This is a genomic window from Kribbella sp. NPDC054772 (assembly GCF_053611945.1).
The window spans coordinates 11368-27375 of the sequence record NZ_JBSHBJ010000037.1; the positions used below are offsets into that span (position 1 = coordinate 11368).

Consider the following 16008-nt stretch of genomic DNA (forward strand, 5'->3'; position numbering starts at 1 on the left):
GGAGGGAATCTCAATGCCAGTCAGTCGTCGTGGTCTGTTGGCCGGAACCGCCGTCGCGGGCGCCGCATTCGCCGTACCGGGGACGGCGAACGCAGCAGCTCCGCCGAGCGTTGGTTCCAGTGACCAGATCCGCCCGAGCGACGCGCGGTACCAGGATCTCGTCCAGCGCGGCCAGAACCGGCGGTTCGTCGGTACGCCGGAGTACGCGCGGGTGATCCGGTCCACCGAGGACGCCGTCGCGGCGGTGCAGGAGGCGGTCCGTAGCGGCAAGCGGATCGCGGTCCGTGGCGGTGGACACTGCTTCGAGGACTTCGTGGACTCCAGCGACATCGAGGTGTTGCTGGACATGTCGACGTACGACGAGGTGACCTGGGATCAGCGGTACCGGGCCTTCTCGATCGGCGCGGGCGCGATCCTCGAAACCGTGTACAAGGAGCTGTTCTACGGCTGGGGCGTGACCGTACCCGGTGGCGGCTGCCTCGGGGTCGGGGTCGGCGGTCACTTCAGCGGCGGCGGGTACGGACCGCTGTCCCGCAAGTACGGCTCGGTCGTCGACCACCTGTACGGCGTGGAGGTCGTGGTCGTCGACGCCCGCGGCCGGGCGCGTTCGGTGGTGGCGACCCGCGACAACGCGCACAGCGACCTCTGGTGGGCGCACACCGGAGGCGGCGGCGGGAACTTCGGCGTCGTCACGCGGTACCTGATGCGGTCGAACGGTACGTCGGGCCGGACGCCCGCCGAATCGTTGCCCAAGGCACCGGCGGCGCTGCGGTCCAGCCTGTTGCTGTACGACTGGTCGAAGACCACCCAGGCCGACTTCACCCGCACGGTGCGGAACTGGTTCACGTTCTTCGAGCAGCACAACACCGCGGACTCGCCGTACGCGACGCTCTACGCGCCGTTCATCCTCACGCACAACAGCGCGGGCCAGTTCCTGCTCTCCACCCAGATCGACGCCGCCGCGCCGAACTCGGCCGAGCTGATGAACGCGTTCAACGCCGCGATGGTGGCCGGCGTACAGAACAAGCCGCAGGTGATCGACACCGGCGTCGGGCCGTTCCTGCACACCACGATGCAGCGGTCGATCGCGGAGACACCGGCGCCGAACCGCGGCAAGTACAAGGCCGGCTATCTGCGCAAGGGCTACTCCGACGAGCAGATCCTCGCGATGTACCGCGGCCTGACCGACGCGGCGTACAAGGGCCCGGGCTCGTCCCTGCTGCTCGTCCCGTACGGCGGCAAGGTCAACACCGTCGCGTCGAACGCGACCGCGTCCGCGCAACGCGACGTGGTCTGCAAGATGGTGCTCGCGGCCGCGTGGGACGCCGCGACCGACGACGCGACGCACCTCGCGTGGCTGCGCAAGGTGTACGGCGAGATCTACCGCGAGACCGGCGGCGTACCGGTGCCGAACGCGATCAACGCCGGCTCGTACATCAACTACCCGGACACCGACCTCGCGGACCCGGCGTACAACAAGTCCGGGGTGCCGTGGCACGACCTGTACTACCTCGGCAACTACCCGCGGCTGCAGCAGATCAAGGCGAAGTGGGACCCGCGCAACACCTTCCACCACAAGCTGTCGATCGAGCCGGCGTAGTCACCAGCCCGGGTAGCGACTGCTCCACGCGGTGTGGGGGCCGTAGTCGCCGTGCAGCCGCTTGCCCTGGGTGAACTCCAGCGCGAAGTCATCGGCCAGCGTGGTGATGACCGAGCGCCCCTCGACGGCGAAGACGAGCTCTGCGGGGAGAGCCGTCTCGCCGTGCAGGGCGCCGAGGATGTTCCCGCAGATCGCGCCGGTGGAGTCGCTGTCACCCGAATGCGTGACGGCCAGCGCCAACGCGTCGAGGACCTGGTCGGGCTCCGGATACGCGAGCGCCGCGAAGACCGCGATCGCGAGTGCTTCCTCGGCGACCCACCCGCCGCCGAGCCGCTCGACCGTGACCGGGCCGGCGGGTGCTGTCGCGGCCAGGTGCCGGGCGAGCGCGAGCGCCGTACTGGTCTCGTCGTGGCCCTCGCGCTGGACCAGAAGGGCAGTCGCGCGGTCGAGGGCGTCGTTCAGGGAGGCGCCCGTACAGAGCTCGTGGACGATCGCGGCGAGAGCGCCGGACGCGAGCTTCCCGCTCGGGTGGCCGTGCGTGTACCCGGCGGCGTCCGCGGCCGAGTCGAACAACCAGTCGACCGGGAACTGGGGGAGCAGCCCGAACGGCGCCACCCGCATGACTCCACCGCACCCCTTCGAGTCGTTCACCGCCAACGCGCCGAACTGGGGGATGCGCGGCTCGCCCTTGCGGGCCTGCGTGAGCGCGGTCAAACACGTGTTGCCCGGTGCGCGCCGCGCGTACAGCCACTGCTCAGCCTGCAGCCAGCCGTCCCGCTCGCCGCTCGGACCGGGCAACGTCTGCGTGTCCAGCCACCGGTCGTACGCGTGCTGCACGACGGCCACCGTGAAACCGGTCCCGCGGTCGCTCCGCACGCTCGCGCGGATCAGCCCCTCGACGGTGAACAACGTCATCTGGGTGTCGTCGGTGATCGTCCCCGGCGGCCAACCGGCCCCGCCGTCGACGTACTCGCGCACCCCGTCCGGGTACTTCCCGACGATCGAGCGACCGTCCTGGAACTCCACCGGTCCACCCAGCGCGTCCCCGATCGCCCCACCCAGCAGGCACCCCCGCACCCGCCCGCGCCACGTCTCCTCCGCCTCACGGTTCACCCTTGGACCCTATCGGGGGTGGTGCCAGCGCTACCCCCAAGACGGGATCTGAGGCCAGTTCGTGCGGAGCCTCCGGCCTCTAGTGTCGTTGGTACAAGGCAACCAGTTCTTCGGAGGAGTTCACGATGACCACCCGATTCCGTCGTACCGCAGGGCGCCTGGCCATGGCGGCCCTCGCCACCACCGCGCTCACGGGCGCCGCGATCGCCGGCGGTCAGGCGGCCAGCGCCAGCACCAGCTGCGCGGACTCTCCGATCATCAAGACCTTCGACATGGTGCTCTCCGTCCGTCACGGGCTGAACACCCAGGAGAGCCAGACCTGCCGCTGAGTCTGAGACCGCTGTCCGTGGGGTGAGCCGGGCGTGGAAGAATCAGCGGCATGCTGCGCTGGCTCACCGCCGGCGAGTCGCACGGACAAGCGCTCGTCGCCGTACTCGAAGGTCTCCCTGCCGGGGTTCAGGTCACCACTGATGACGTGGCCGACGCCCTGGCCCGTCGGCGTCTCGGCTACGGCCGGGGTGCCCGGATGAAGTTCGAGCGGGACGAGGTGACGTTCCTCGGCGGCTTCCGCCACGGGCTCACCCTCGGCAGCCCGGTCGCCGTCCAGGTCGGGAACACCGAGTGGCCGAAGTGGGAGCAGGTGATGAGCGCCGACCCGGTCGACGCCGAGACGCTCGCCGGCCTGGCCCGGAACGCGCCGCTGACCCGTCCGCGCCCCGGTCACGCCGATCTGGCCGGCATGCAGAAGTACGGCTTCGACGAGGCCCGCCCGGTGCTCGAGCGCGCCAGCGCCCGGGAGACCGCGGCCCGGGTCGCGCTCGGCGAGGTCGCCGCCCGCTTCCTTCGCCAGGCGTACGGCGTGACGATCGTCAGCCACGTCGTCGAGCTCGGCACCGTCAAGGCGCCGTACGGCGTGATCCCGGCGTACTCCGACGTCGCGAAGCTGGACGCGGACCCGGTGCGCTGCCTGGACGCCGACGCGAGCAAGCAGATGGTCGCCGAGATCGACGCCGCGCAGAAGGCCGGCGACACCCTCGGTGGCGTTGTTGAGGTCGTCGTCGACGGTCTCCCGCCGGGTCTCGGCAGCTACGTGCACTGGGACCGCCGCCTCGACTCCAAGCTGGCCGGCGCCCTGATGGGGATCCAGGCGATCAAGGGTGTCGAGCTCGGTGACGGCTTCGAGCTGGCCCGGACGCCGGGTTCGCAGGCGCACGACGAGATCGTCGCCGAGGACGGTTCGGTCCGCCGCACCAGCGGTCGCTCGGGCGGAACCGAGGGCGGTATGAGCACCGGCGAGACGCTCCGGGTGCGCGCCGCGATGAAGCCGATCGCGACCGTGCCGCGGGCGCTGCGCACGATCGACACCGCGACCGGCGAGGCCGCGTCCGCGCATCACCAGCGCTCGGACGTCTGCGCCGTACCGGCGGCCGGGATCGTCGCCGAGGCGATGGTCGCGTTGGTGCTGGCCGAGGTCTCGCTGGAGAAGTTCGGCGGCGACTCGGTCCCCGAGACCGCGCGCAACCACCAGTCCTACCTGGCCAACCTGCCGACCACCATCACCCCGCGGGAGTGGGAGTGAGCCCGGTCGTCGTCCTGGTCGGCCCGCCCGGATCGGGTAAGTCCACTGTCGCGGCGGTGCTGTCCGAGCGGCTCGGCGCGCGGCACCGCGACACGGACACCGACATCGAGGCCGAGGCGGGTAAGCCGATCTCGGACATCTTCGTCGACGAGGGCGAGGCGCACTTCCGTAAGCTCGAGCGGTCCGCGATCGCGACCGCACTGCAGGACGACGGCGAGGTGCTGTCGCTCGGCGGCGGCGCGATCCTCGACGCCGGCACCCGCGCCGACCTGGCCGGGCACCACGTGGTCTTCCTGGACGTGAGCCTTGGAGAGGCGGTGAAGCGCGTCGGCCTCGGCGTCGCCCGCCCGCTGCTGCTCGGCAACGTTCGCACCCAGCTGCGGAACCTGATGGAGGCCCGCCGCCCGCTGTACGGCGAAGTCGCCAAGCAGACCGTGCTGACCGACGACAAGACCCCGGAGCAGATCGCCGACGAGATCCTGGAGCACCTCTCGTGACGAGGATTCGCGTCGAGGCGGCCGCGCCGTACGACGTTGTCATCGGCAACAACCTGCTCGGTGAGCTGCCGGCACTGCTCGGTGAGGGCACGCAGCGGGTCGCCGTGATCCACCCGCGGGCGCTCCGCGAGACCGGTGACGCGATCCGCGACGACCTGACCGCGTCCGGTTTCACCGCGCACGCGATCGAGATCCCGGACGCCGAGGACGCGAAGACCGCCGAGGTGCTGGCGTACTGCTGGTCCGTCCTCGGTCAGGCCGGGTTCACTCGCTCGGACGCGATCGTCAGCGTCGGTGGCGGGACAACGACCGACCTCGCCGGGTTCGTCGCGGCGACCTGGCTGCGCGGCGTCAAGGTCGTGCACATCCCGACCACCCTGCTCGGCATGGTCGACGCGGCGGTCGGCGGCAAGACCGGCATCAACACCGCCGAGGGCAAGAACCTGGTCGGCGCGTTCTGGGAGCCGGCCGGTGTGCTCTGCGACCTGGCCGCGCTGGAAAGCCTGCCGAAGAACGACTACGTCAGCGGTCTCGCCGAGGTCGTGAAGTGCGGGTTCATCGCCGACCCGGTGATCCTGGACCTGGTCGAGAAGGATCCGGCCGGCGCCACGAGCCCGTCGTACGGCGCGACCGAGGAACTGATCGCGCGCTCGATCCAGGTGAAGGCCGACACTGTCGGCGCGGACCTGCGCGAACGGACCACGACCGCCGGCGGGCAGATCGGTCGCGAGGCGCTGAATTACGGGCACACCCTCGGCCACGCGATCGAGCGCACCGAGCGGTACAAGTGGCGGCACGGCGCCGCCATCAGCATCGGCATGGTCTTCGTCGCAGAGTTGGCCCGCGCGGCCGGCCGGCTCGACGACCCGACCGCCGACCGGCACCGCGCCGTCCTGGAGTCGCTCGGCCTGCCGGTCAGCTACCGCGCCGACGCCTGGCCGCACCTGCAGGACGCGATGAAGCTCGACAAGAAAACCCGGGCCGACCGCCTCCGCTTCGTCGTCCTCGACGCCCTGGCCAAGCCCACCATCCTCGAAGCGCCCGACCCGAGCCTCCTGGTCGCGGCGTACGGCGAGATCAGTTAGGGTTCTGGAAACGCCTCGGAAAGGGCTTTCCATATGACTGAGCGCAAGCATCGGATCGCGATCGTCGGAACCGGTGGCATCGCAGGCTCGCATGCCCGGGCCGTGACGGCGCTGGCGGAGCGGGCCGAACTGGTCGCCGCCGTCGACGTCGATCTGGACCGGGCCAAGGAGTTCGCCGCCAAGTGGGACATCCCGGCGACGTACTCGAGCCTGACCGACCTGCTCGCGACCGAGCAGCTGGACCTGGTGCACCTGTGCACCCCGCCGAACTCGCACGTGCCGTTGGCCGCCGAGTGTCTCGCGGCGGACGTCGACGTGTACATGGAGAAGCCGCCGACGCTGTCGCTGGACGAGTTCGACAAGCTGCTCGCGGCGGAGGAGAAGTCCAAGGCGCAGGTCGCCTGCGTGTTCCAGCACCGCTTCGGCTCCGGCGCGGTGCGGCTGCGGGAGCTGCTCGCCGACGGTGTGCTCGGCCGGCCGTTGGTTGCCCTGTGCAACACCGTCTGGTATCGCGACGACGCGTACTTCGCGGTGCCGTGGCGTGGCACGTTCGACGTCGAGGGTGGCGGCCCGACGATGGGGCACGGCATCCACCAGTACGACCTGCTGCTCTCGATCCTCGGCCCGTGGGAGAAGGTGACCGCGCTCGCGGCCCGGCAGGCCCGCCCGACGCAGACCGAGGACGTGTCGATGGCGCTCGTGACGTTCGAGAACGGAGCGGTCGCCTCGGTCGTGAACTCGCTGGTGTCCGCCCGCCAGACGTCCCAGCTCCGCTTCGACTGCGAGAACGCGACCGTAGAGCTGGAACACCTGTACGGCTACAAGAACCCCGACTGGACCGTCACGCCGGCGCCCGGGCACGAAGCGGTCGCGGACGCATGGTCGACCGACCTGCCCGACGTGGCGAGCGGCCACACCGCGCAGCTCACCGCGATCCTCGACGCGAAGGAAGCCGGCCAGCCGGTGCCGGTCCCGCTCACCGAGGCGCGCAACACGATCGAGTTGGCCGCCGCGATCTATGCGTCCGCGTTCACCGACAAGCCGATCCGCCGTGGCGAGCTGGCCAACGGATCGGAGTACGCCGCACGCATGGGCGGACCCGGCGCACCCTGGTCAGCGTAGTTCGGCCGGCAGGTCCCGCGTGTGCAGAATGTCGAGCCGGGAGACCGCGCGGGTGAGGACGACGTAGAGGCGGTTGAGGCCGCGGGGCTCGGCGGCGACGATGTCGGCGGGCTCGACGGCGATCACGTGGTCGTATTCGAGGCCCTTCGCCAGGCTCGCCGGTACGACGGTCACGCGGCCGTCGCCGTCCGCGGCGAAGGTCTCGATACCCCCCGCCTTCAGAGCGTCGGCCAAGACCGGACTCTGGTGGTCGGCAGCGATGACGCCGACCGAGCCTTCCAGCGTGAGCGCTTCGCGCACGGCGTCCACACACGCGATGGAGGGGTCCGGAACGTGGGTGATCCGTAGTCTGCCGTCGGAGCGGAACGAGGTGGTCGGCGGGACGTCGACGTCCAGTGCGGTGAGCAGCCGGTTCGCGAGGTCGACCACGGTCGCGGGTACGCGGTACCCGGTGCTCAGGGCAACGATCTCCGCCGTGGGCTTGCCGAGCTGCATGAGTTGCGTCGGCCAGTCGGTGGCGGCCCAGGGCGTGGTGCCCTGGGCGAGGTCGCCGAGCACGGTGATCGAGCCGTGCTCACTGCGCCGGGCGATCGCGCGGCACTGCATGGGGGAGAGGTCCTGCGCCTCGTCGACGATGACATGCCCGTACATCGTTCCGCGGTCGAGCAACGCACTGAGTTCGTCCAGCAGTACGGCGTCCGCGGCCGTCCAGCGCGCGCTCTTCGCCTTCCGCGGTCGCGGCCGGGTGATCGCGCGCTGCTCCTCCGGCGTCAGGATGCCGTCCGCGGCCGGCTGCGGATCGCTCAGCAATTCGGCGAGCGTCTCGTCGGCCTTCACGATCGGCCACACTGCCTCGACATCCGGTTGCACCGCCCGCGCCATCCGCCGCTGCCAGACACCGTTGCAGTTCTGCCCCCGCGCCTCGGCCTGCCGCTGGAGCGCGGCGACGACGCGCGCCACGACCCGCTCGCGCCCGGTCAGGTACGTCGTTGCGTCCGCCTCGGCGTCGCTCACCATCTCGCTGAACTCGTGCTGGTTGACCCGCCACTTGTACGACGCGTCCCGCACTACGACCGCTTGCTCGGGCCTGCCGATCCTGCGGTACACGGCGTTCCGCAGTACCCGCGCCATCTTGACGTCGTGCTTGATCTCGGCGGCTCGTTGGTCGTCGGTCGCGCGGATCTCGCGGTCGAGGAGTTGTTCGATCGTCGTCTGCTCGACATCCACCTCGCCGAGCGTCGGGAGGACCGCGGAGATGTAGTGCAGGAAGGCCCGGTTCGGGCCGAGGACGAGGACGCCGTTGCGTTGCAGCCGGGAGCGGTGCGCGTAGAGGAGGTAGGCGGCCCGGTGCAGGCCGACCGCTGTCTTGCCGGTGCCCGGTGCGCCCTGCACGCAGACCGAGAGGTCGAGGTCGGTCCGGACAAGGGTGTCCTGTTCGGGCTGGATGGTCGCGACGATGTCCCGCATCGGACCGACGCGGGCGCGCTCGATCTCGCGCCGTACGAGATCGCTGGAGACCGGCGTACCGGACCGGAGGAGTTCGTCCTCGAAGCTGGTCAGGGTGTTGGCCGACCAGCCGAAGCGGCGGCGGATCTCGATACCTCGGGGTTCGACGGCGGACGCCTGGTAGGAGGCGGCCGACACCGGTGCGCGCCAGTCGATCACCATCGGCGGCCGGCCGATCGCGTCGGACACGTGCCGCCGGCCCAGGTAGTAGGTCTGGCCGGTGTGCTCGCCGACGGCCACGTTCTCGCGCGCCCCGGCGACCATCCGCCGCAGTGCCTCCCGGCAGTGCACGGCGTACTCGCGCTCGGCGTTCAGGTCTCGCATCGGTCCTCCACAAAGATTAACTCGGTCAATCTTTTGCCTAGGTTAACATGATGTCGTGACCGGACTCCGCGAACGCAAGAAGCAGCAGACGTACGACGCCTTGTCGCAGGCGGCGATCGCACTGTTCCTCGAGCACGGCTTCGACGAGGTGCCGGTGACCGACATCGCAGCGGCCGCCGACGTGTCCAAGCCGACGCTGTTCAAGTACTTCCCGACCAAGGAAGACCTGGTGATGCACCGGATCGCGGACCATCGCCGCGAGGCGGCCCGGGTCGTGCGGGCCGCGTCCGCGCCGCCGGTCGACGCGTTCCGCGAGTACTTCCTGACCGGTCTCGCGGACCGCGAGCCGACCACCGGGCTGAACGACCACCCGCAGGTGATCGCGTACTACCGCCTCGTCTTCACCACGCCGGCGCTCGCGACCCGGCTGCGCGAGTTCATGGACGACGACGAGCACGCGCTGGCCGAGGCGCTCGGGGGTGATCTCGCCGCCGAGCTGCTGTCGGCCCAGTTGCTCTCGACCCAGCGGATCCTCGGCTACCGCAACTGGCTGGCCGTCTCCGCTGGGCAGTCCGCCACCGATCGCTACCCGGTCGCCGTCGACGAGGCCAACGCCGCGTTCGCGCGGGTCCGACCACTAGGGTGAGTGCTGTGACTGAGCGAGTGTTGGTGCTGAACGGCCCGAACCTCGGGCGCCTGGGCTCCCGCGAACCGGAGAAATACGGTACGACGACCTTCGCCGAGCTGGTCGGGGTGTGCGAGAAGACCGGTGCCGAGCTCGGGTTCGCGGTCGAGGTGCGGCAGACCGACGACGAGGCCGAGCTGGTCGGCTGGCTGCACGAGGCGGCCGACGGCCGGATCCCGGTCGTCCTGAACCCGGCCGCGTTCACCCACTACTCCTACGCGCTGCGCGACGCGATCGCCCAGCGGACCGCGCCGCTGATCGAGATCCACCTCACCAACCCGGCGACCCGCGAGGACTTCCGGCACTCCAGCGTCGTCGCCGGAGTGGCGACCGGGACCATCGCCGGTTTCGGTCTCGACTCGTACCGGCTGGCCCTGCGCGCACTCACCACCCTGGACTCGTAACCAATCTGCCCTTTCGGGCATCGAGTAGTTGTCAGTTGGATTCGGCAACGCTCAGGGGAGTGGCAAGGATGACGACGCAGCAGTGCATTCCGATTCCGGTGTGGGTGAAGGCGCTGGATCCGTTGTCGCAGTTCGGGCTGATGTACGCGCTCGGCGAGCGGCCGGAGGTCAGCCTGGTCAGCGATCAGCGCGCTGACCCGTCAGCGGTCGCATTGGTCGCCGTCGACGCGCTGGACGCGGCCGCGGTCCAGGTACTGCGCGCCGCGACGCAGCGAGGCTTTCGCCGGATCGTCGTGATCGGCAGTGCGATCGACGACGACGCGCTGATGTCTGCGGTCGAGTTGGGAGTGTCCGGCGTACTGCGGCGTACTGACGCGACCGCTGATCGGATCGTGCACCTGGTGCAGGCTGCCGCCGCGGGTGACGGCAGTCTGCCGCCGGACCTCCTCGGTCGACTGCTCGGTCAGGCGCCCGCGCCGCGCCGGCTGTCGCCTACCGGTTTGTCCGACCGCGAGACGCAGGTACTGCGTTTGGTGGCCGACGGCAAGGACACGCAGGAGATCGCGCGGGAGCTGTCCTACTCGGAGCGGACGGTCAAGAACGTCCTGCACGACGTGACCAGCCGGCTGCAGTTGCGTAACCGCTCACACGCCGTCGCGTACGCACTCCGCGAAGGCCTGATCTGACGGCTTCACCCAGCTGGTCCGCTTCTGCGGCCGCGATGACCACCGGACCTGTGCGCTGACCAGTGCTGCCAGCACGATGGCACCGCCGATCGCCTGGAGTGCGGTCAGACGCTGATCCAGGACCAGCCACCCGAGTGTGGTGGCGACAACTGGGCTCAACAGTCCGAGGAACGTCACCTCGGTCGGAGCGAGCGCCCGCAGTCCACGGAACCAGAGTGCATAGGCGACGGCGGAGCCGAACAGTGACAAGTACGAGTAACCCAGGACGTTCCGCAGTGTCAGAGCGGGGAGTGCGCCCTCGACGAGGAAGGCGACTGGAAGCAGTACCAGTCCACCGGCGGCCAACTGCCAGCCAGTGGTCGCCAGCAGGGGAGCCGGAGACGTCCAGCGCTTGCTGAGTACGACGCCGAACGCCATCACGACCGCACCGCCGACAGCTGCGAGCACACCCACCGCGTCCAGCTGCGCAGTGGCTCGCAGTACCAGCAGACCGACGCCGAACACGCCTGCCATCGCAGTGAGGACAGTGCGCAGCGACAAGCGCTGGCGGAGCAGACCGGCTGACAGCAGCGCGACTAGTAGTGGCTGGATCGCGCCGACGGTCGCTGCCACGCCACCAGGCAACCGGTAGGCGCCGACGAACAGCAGGGCGTTGAAGGCGCCGATGTTGAGCGTGCCGAGAACGAGCGAGCGCCACCACCAACTGCCGCGCGGCAGCACCCGGGTGATCGCGATCAGCAGCAGACCCGCCGGCAACGCGCGCAGGAGCGCGGCCAGCAACGGACGGTGCGCCGGGAGGAGCTCGGTGGTCACCAGGTAGGTGGTGCCCCAGAGCATCGGCGCGATCGCCGTGACCAGGAGAAGAGTGAACCGTCGATTGCTTAGCACTAAGACAAAGTATCTCAGCGCTAAGCAATACGCAAATCTCTCACCGCTAAGCAATCGGCGGTAGGCTGGGCAGATGGCAGATCACGTCGACCTGGTGCTCGAGCAGTGGCGGGAGCGGCGGCCCGACCTGGACACGTCGCCGATGGGCATCATCGGGCGGATGAGCCGGCTGGGCGCGATGTTCGACGCCGAGCTCCGGCGGAACTTCGGCAAGCACGACCTGGACCGTGCCTCGTTCGACGTACTGGCGACGCTGCGGCGCAGCAACGACGAGCACAGCCTGACCCCGGCCGGGCTGATGCACTCGTCGATGGTCACCTCGGGAGCGATCAGCCAGCGGCTGGACCGGCTTGAGGCGCGGGGTCTGGTGACCCGTGCTCCCAGTGAGACCGACCGGCGTGGCGTCCAGGTGACGCTGACCCAAGAAGGTCTGGACCTGATCGACAAGGTGCTGCCGACGCATGTCGACACCGAGGAGCAGTTGCTCGCCGGTCTCTCGGCGGCCGACCGTGATCGGTTGGCGGGCTTGCTGCGGGCACTGTTGGAGTCACTCGGGGACAAGCGAGACTGAAGCCCTATGGCGGACCTCGGGAACGACTCGGTGCAGACGGGGTCGTTGCGCGCGGCCCTCATCAGGCATCTGGTCACCGAAGGCACGATCCGCGACCAGCGCGTCGCCGCCGCGTTCCAGGCGGTCCCGCGGCACGTGTTCGTCCCGCAGGCTCCACTCGACGTCGCGTACGCCGATGACGTCGTACTGATGAAACGCGACGGGTCCGGTGTGGTGACGAGTTCGGTGTCGCAGCCGAGCATCATCGCGTTGATGCTGGAGCAGGCGGCGATCCAGCCGGGGGACCGGGTGCTGGAGATCGGTTCGGGTGGCTACAACGCCGCACTGATGCGAGAGCTGGCCGGCCCGGGTGGTTCGGTGACCACGGTCGACATCGACCCGGAGGTGACCGAGCGGGCGCGGGCGTTGCTCGACGAGGCCGGGTACGGCGATGTCGCCGTCGTCCGGGCGGACGGGGCGTTCGGTGATCCGGAGCGGGCGCCGTACGACCGGATCGTGGTGACTGTCACCGCGTGGGAGATCGCGAGCGCGTGGCTGCGGCAACTGCGGCCGCGCGGGCGGATCGTCGTACCACTGCGGATGCGGGGGCAGACGCGTTCCGTCGCGTTCGATCGGGTCGGTGACCATCTGGAGAGCCGGTCGACGACGATGTGCGGGTTCGTCAGCATGCAGGGGGCCGGCGCGAACTACGAGCGGCTCGTTCCGCTCGGCGAGCTGGAGTTGACGTTCGACGAGGACCAATCGGATGAGCCGCATCCGAAGGTCGACGTACTGGCGCTGCCGCGACTGCAGACGTGGTCCGGGGTGGAGGTGCATCGTGAGGAGCCGTTGCTCGACCTCTACTTGTGGCTGGCCGGCACCTTGCCCGGGTACTGCGTGATGTCCAGCGGGGAGTGGTCGTGGGTCGCAGCGGTCGCGACCGCGGACAGCCTGGTCTACCTGTCGACGCGGCCCGGACGGGACGACGTACATGTCGAACTGGGGTGCAGTGGACACGGACCAAGAGCGCTGGAGCTGATCGGCCGAATGCTCGACCAAGTGCGGATCTGGGACGCGCGGCACCGGCATGGCCCCGGGCCGTCGTTCCAGGTGCATGCGTGGGCAGATGAGCTTCCGGTGGGCTTTCACATCGCCCGGCGGGACAGCTACATCACTGTCACTTGGGCGGAGTAGCTCCGGGCCGCGCTGAGTTGGCGACCGTCTGCCACAGTTCGTCGATGTCGGACCGGTCGTCGGGCTCGGGCGTGTCGACCCATCCGCTGGCCCAGACGTTCTCGTCCCTGTCGTCGAGGTTGAAGATCGACTCCGCGAACGCGGCCGACCCGACGTACCGTTCCCCGTCCGTGTCCTCGCCGGACTCTTCGGAGTCGTTGGACTGATCGGGAGTCGCGGCCTGTGGTGTCGTGGGCTGCATGAGTCCGCGGGCGTACGCCTGCGCTTGGAGGATCCCCAGCTCGCGTTCCGCGCCGAGCAGGCGGATCGCGCCGACTTCGTTGTTCGCGTTCATCAGCTCGCGCACCCGGGCATCCAGATCCGGCGTCGACGTCGGCAGGTTGTTCTGCTGCGGCCGATGCCCCGGCGGCTGATAAGCCCTCTGGCCATATTGGGCAGGGTTGTACTGCGCCTGCGGCTGGTACATCCCCGCCTGCGGGTACGGCGACAGCGGGCCGGACTGCTGCGGCGCCTGGGCCTGGACCTGTTGTGGCGGGCCGCCCTGGCCGGCGGCCTGGGTGAACTGGCCCTGGAACTGGACCGGCTGGTTGCCGCCCTGCTGCGCCTGGAGCTTCTCGATCAGCGCCTGCATCCGCGGATTCGGCTTGCCGTCGCGCCGGGTGGACTGCTGCCTCGCCTTGGTGATCAGGCTCACCACGATCATCACCACGACGAAGATCACGAACTCCGTCACTGCCGGCCTCCTGGCGCCTCGGTGGACGGTCTAGACGTCCAGCCTAAGGCCCGCAAGGTCTAGGGCAGTGCTGGAATCGGAGGAAACGGGAGTGACCGCTACAATCTCGTGTTACCGCTGATCGATCCCGAAGGGTATACCCGCGTGGCAACGACGAACGACCTCAAGAACGGCATGGTGCTCGACCTGGACGGCCAGCTCTGGTCCGTCGTGTGGTTCCAGCATCACAAGCCGGGCAAGGGCGGCGCCGTCGTCCGGACCAAGCTGAAGAACGTGCTGTCCGGCAAGGTGGTGGACAAGACCTTCAACGCCGATGTGAAGGTCGAGATCGCCACGGTCGACAAGCGTGACATGACCTACCTGTACAACGACGGTACGGCCTACGTGTTCATGGACAAGTCGACCTACGACCAGCTCCAGATCCAGCCCGAGGTCGTCGGCGACGCCTCGCACTTCCTGCTGGAGAACCAGGACGCGATCGTCGCGGTCCACGACGACCTCCCGCTGTACGTCGAGCTGCCGGCCTCGGTCGAGCTCCTCGTCGAATACACCGAGCCGGGCCTGCAGGGCGACCGGTCCAGCGGCGGCACCAAGCCGGCCCGCCTGGAGACCGGGTACGACATCCAGGTGCCGTTGTTCCTGACGACCGGCGAGAAGGTCAAGGTGGACACCCGGACCGGGGACTACCTCGGCCGCGTCACCTCCTGACCGCGCAGTACTAGGAAAGCCGAGACACAGCAGATGTCTGCCCGGAGCAAGGCCCGCAAACGCGCGCTCGACGTACTGTTCGAGTCGGAGGTCAGGGGGCTGCCGGTCGGTGGCACCCTGGCCGACCGGGTGGCCGACAACGACCCGCCGGTGAACGAGTTCACCGTGGCGCTGGTCGAGGGGGTCGCGAAGCACGCCGAGCAGATCGACGACCTGCTGGAGACGCACTCGGTCGGCTGGACGCTGGACCGGATGCCGGCCGTGGACCGGAACATTCTCCGGATCGGTGCCTACGAGCTGCTGTTCGACGACCAGGTCCCGGACGTGGTCGCGGTGAGCGAGGCGGTCGCGCTGGCGCGCGATCTGTCGACGGACGAGTCGCCGACGTTCGTGAACGGCCTGCTGGCCAGACTGCTGCAGTTGAAGCCGACCCTGGGCGTCTGATCTGGGCGTCTGATCTGGGCGTCTGATCTGGGCGCCTGAACGGGCGTCCGAGAGAGCGAGGGGGGCGAGCCCTCTCTGTCTTTCGTTCTTCTGTCCCGGCCCGGTGACCGTCTCGGTACGGTCCCGGGCCGCTGGTGCGTCCCCGTGTCCCGGGCGGGTGGGTGAGGTGGATACCCGCCGCTGGACCTTCAGTCGTACTGCGTTGTGTTCCTGCGTTGTCGTGGTGCTGCTTACCGCTCTGTTCGGTCAGCTGAAGAAGGCGGGCGGCCGCGGGCCAGCTGCTACAAGCCCCGACCGTGCCTTCAGTCAGTCGTCAGCGCCGCATCAGGCGCCGGCGGCCTCGGACGATTCCTCGACCTCGCCCTTCGCCTCCGGGTTCAGTACACCCCAGGAGATGAAGCGCTCGGTCAGTGTCGTCGGCGACTCGTCGTAGATGACCGCGAGCGTCCGCATGTCGTCCTGACGGATCGACAGCACCTTGCCGTTGTAGTCCCCACGCTGAGCCTGGATCGTGGCCGCGTACCGCGTCAGCGGACCGGCCTCGCTCGCGTCGAGGTGTTGCAGAGCCTCCAGGTCGAGAATCAACCGGGGCGGAGCCGCGGCCGCAGCCGCCGCGCTGGCGGACCCAGGAAGCAGTTCACGGATCGGCACGCCGTAGAAATCGGCGAGCTCCGCGAGCTTCTGGACCGTGACGGCTCGATCGCCGCGCTCGTACGAGCCGACGACGACCGCCTTCCAGCGACCCTTGGACTTCTCTTCTACACCATGCAGCGACAGCCCTTGCTGCTGGCGGATGGCACGTAGCTTGCCACCCAGTGTCTTCGCGTATTCGCTAGGCACGCTGGTTCTTCCCTCCGACTAGTTTCGTCATGTCCGGCCCGCCGGAAACG

General features: G+C 69.3%; 18 protein-coding genes. 13 read left to right on the forward strand and 5 right to left on the reverse strand.

The genetic code is table 11. From position 1 onward, the window contains the following. Positions 1-13: 13 nt before the first annotated feature. Entirely contained in the window at positions 14-1600 is a 1587-nt protein-coding gene (locus ACWGID_RS35625; protein ID WP_452203750.1) for an FAD-dependent oxidoreductase, read from the forward strand. Here the strand turns inward: ACWGID_RS35625 and ACWGID_RS35630 are convergent, their stop codons facing one another. Next, on the reverse strand, positions 1601-2713 hold the full coding sequence (locus tag ACWGID_RS35630) for an ADP-ribosylglycohydrolase family protein (RefSeq protein ID WP_452203751.1): 1113 nt from the start codon (positions 2711-2713) through the stop codon (positions 1601-1603). 125 nt (positions 2714-2838) lie between these two features. Here ACWGID_RS35630 and ACWGID_RS35635 point away from each other — a divergent pair, with 125 nt between their 5' ends. The 5 genes from ACWGID_RS35635 to ACWGID_RS35655 are packed head-to-tail and all read left to right on the forward strand — an operon-like array spanning position 2839 to position 6996. Continuing rightward, positions 2839-3042, forward strand: coding sequence for a hypothetical protein (locus ACWGID_RS35635; protein ID WP_387785222.1), 204 nt, complete (start codon positions 2839-2841; stop codon positions 3040-3042). A gap of 50 nt (positions 3043-3092) precedes the next feature. Further along, positions 3093-4292, forward strand: coding sequence for a chorismate synthase (gene aroC, locus ACWGID_RS35640; RefSeq protein ID WP_452203752.1), 1200 nt, complete (start codon positions 3093-3095; stop codon positions 4290-4292). Next, positions 4289-4789 (forward strand): shikimate kinase, encoded by a 501-nt coding sequence (locus tag ACWGID_RS35645; protein WP_452203753.1) that lies wholly within the window; start codon positions 4289-4291, stop codon positions 4787-4789. The genes aroC and ACWGID_RS35645 overlap by 4 nt, the downstream gene beginning before the upstream one ends. After that, positions 4786-5874: a 3-dehydroquinate synthase gene (gene aroB / locus ACWGID_RS35650; protein ID WP_452203754.1), complete on the forward strand. Its 1089-nt coding sequence runs from the start codon at positions 4786-4788 to the stop codon at positions 5872-5874. Before ACWGID_RS35645 ends, aroB begins: the two co-directional genes overlap by 4 nt. A 33-nt stretch (positions 5875-5907) precedes the next feature. After that, positions 5908-6996 (forward strand): Gfo/Idh/MocA family protein, encoded by a 1089-nt coding sequence (locus ACWGID_RS35655; RefSeq protein ID WP_452203755.1) that lies wholly within the window; start codon positions 5908-5910, stop codon positions 6994-6996. Here the strand turns inward: ACWGID_RS35655 and ACWGID_RS35660 are convergent. Further along, positions 6988-8826 (reverse strand): HelD family protein, encoded by a 1839-nt coding sequence (locus ACWGID_RS35660; protein WP_452203756.1) that lies wholly within the window; start codon positions 8824-8826, stop codon positions 6988-6990. The two genes, ACWGID_RS35655 and ACWGID_RS35660, sit on opposite strands and share 9 nt — an antisense overlap. A gap of 55 nt (positions 8827-8881) precedes the next feature. Here ACWGID_RS35660 and ACWGID_RS35665 point away from each other — a divergent pair, with 55 nt between their 5' ends. The 3 genes from ACWGID_RS35665 to ACWGID_RS35675 all read left to right on the forward strand — a co-directional run bounded on the left by ACWGID_RS35665 (position 8882) and on the right by ACWGID_RS35675 (position 10601). Beyond that, on the forward strand, positions 8882-9472 hold the full coding sequence (locus tag ACWGID_RS35665; protein ID WP_452203757.1) for a TetR family transcriptional regulator: 591 nt from the start codon (positions 8882-8884) through the stop codon (positions 9470-9472). Positions 9473-9477: 5 nt separating this feature from the next. Next, complete coding sequence (gene aroQ / locus ACWGID_RS35670) at positions 9478-9915, forward strand: type II 3-dehydroquinate dehydratase (RefSeq protein WP_452203758.1); 438 nt, start codon at positions 9478-9480, stop codon at positions 9913-9915. 68 nt (positions 9916-9983) lie between these two features. Next, positions 9984-10601 (forward strand): helix-turn-helix domain-containing protein, encoded by a 618-nt coding sequence (locus tag ACWGID_RS35675; RefSeq protein WP_452203759.1) that lies wholly within the window; start codon positions 9984-9986, stop codon positions 10599-10601. Here the strand turns inward: ACWGID_RS35675 and ACWGID_RS35680 are convergent. After that, positions 10560-11489 (reverse strand): EamA family transporter, encoded by a 930-nt coding sequence (locus ACWGID_RS35680; protein ID WP_452203760.1) that lies wholly within the window; start codon positions 11487-11489, stop codon positions 10560-10562. The two genes, ACWGID_RS35675 and ACWGID_RS35680, sit on opposite strands and share 42 nt — an antisense overlap. A 73-nt stretch (positions 11490-11562) precedes the next feature. Here ACWGID_RS35680 and ACWGID_RS35685 point away from each other — a divergent pair, with 73 nt between their 5' ends. After that, positions 11563-12060, forward strand: a complete 498-nt coding sequence (locus ACWGID_RS35685; RefSeq protein WP_452203761.1) for a MarR family winged helix-turn-helix transcriptional regulator — start codon at positions 11563-11565, stop codon at positions 12058-12060. 6 nt (positions 12061-12066) lie between these two features. After that, on the forward strand, positions 12067-13233 hold the full coding sequence (gene fxlM, locus ACWGID_RS35690; RefSeq protein ID WP_452203762.1) for a methyltransferase, FxLD system: 1167 nt from the start codon (positions 12067-12069) through the stop codon (positions 13231-13233). Here the strand turns inward: fxlM and ACWGID_RS35695 are convergent. Beyond that, positions 13217-13966 (reverse strand): hypothetical protein, encoded by a 750-nt coding sequence (locus tag ACWGID_RS35695; RefSeq protein ID WP_452203763.1) that lies wholly within the window; start codon positions 13964-13966, stop codon positions 13217-13219. The two genes, fxlM and ACWGID_RS35695, sit on opposite strands and share 17 nt — an antisense overlap. A gap of 144 nt (positions 13967-14110) precedes the next feature. Between ACWGID_RS35695 and efp the strand changes: the two genes are divergently transcribed. Together efp and nusB are read left to right on the forward strand one after the other, a co-directional pair. Next, positions 14111-14674 (forward strand): elongation factor P, encoded by a 564-nt coding sequence (gene efp, locus ACWGID_RS35700; RefSeq protein ID WP_452203764.1) that lies wholly within the window; start codon positions 14111-14113, stop codon positions 14672-14674. 33 nt (positions 14675-14707) lie between these two features. Then, positions 14708-15118: a transcription antitermination factor NusB gene (gene nusB / locus ACWGID_RS35705; RefSeq protein ID WP_387785197.1), complete on the forward strand. Its 411-nt coding sequence runs from the start codon at positions 14708-14710 to the stop codon at positions 15116-15118. A 324-nt stretch (positions 15119-15442) separates the two neighbouring features. On the opposite strand, the gene bldD is transcribed toward nusB, so the two are convergent. Then, positions 15443-15958: a transcriptional regulator BldD gene (bldD, locus tag ACWGID_RS35710; RefSeq protein ID WP_130449595.1), complete on the reverse strand. Its 516-nt coding sequence runs from the start codon at positions 15956-15958 to the stop codon at positions 15443-15445. Between the last annotated feature and the right edge of the window lie 50 nt (positions 15959-16008).

What these genes read in the sequence shown, in the direction of transcription:
- ACWGID_RS35655 (WP_452203755.1), top strand. Translation starts at nt 5,908, where the DNA reads ATGACTGAGCGCAAGCATCGGATCGCGATCGTCGGAACCGGTGGCATC.
- ACWGID_RS35660 (WP_452203756.1), bottom strand. Translation starts at nt 8,826, where the DNA reads ATGCGAGACCTGAACGCCGAGCGCGAGTACGCCGTGCACTGCCGGGAG.
- fxlM (WP_452203762.1), top strand. Translation starts at nt 12,067, where the DNA reads ATGGCGGACCTCGGGAACGACTCGGTGCAGACGGGGTCGTTGCGCGCG.
- ACWGID_RS35625 (WP_452203750.1), top strand. Translation starts at nt 14, where the DNA reads ATGCCAGTCAGTCGTCGTGGTCTGTTGGCCGGAACCGCCGTCGCGGGC.
- nusB (WP_387785197.1), top strand. Translation starts at nt 14,708, where the DNA reads ATGTCTGCCCGGAGCAAGGCCCGCAAACGCGCGCTCGACGTACTGTTC.
- ACWGID_RS35685 (WP_452203761.1), top strand. Translation starts at nt 11,563, where the DNA reads ATGGCAGATCACGTCGACCTGGTGCTCGAGCAGTGGCGGGAGCGGCGG.
- aroC (WP_452203752.1), top strand. Translation starts at nt 3,093, where the DNA reads ATGCTGCGCTGGCTCACCGCCGGCGAGTCGCACGGACAAGCGCTCGTC.
- ACWGID_RS35635 (WP_387785222.1), top strand. Translation starts at nt 2,839, where the DNA reads ATGACCACCCGATTCCGTCGTACCGCAGGGCGCCTGGCCATGGCGGCC.
- ACWGID_RS35675 (WP_452203759.1), top strand. Translation starts at nt 9,984, where the DNA reads ATGACGACGCAGCAGTGCATTCCGATTCCGGTGTGGGTGAAGGCGCTG.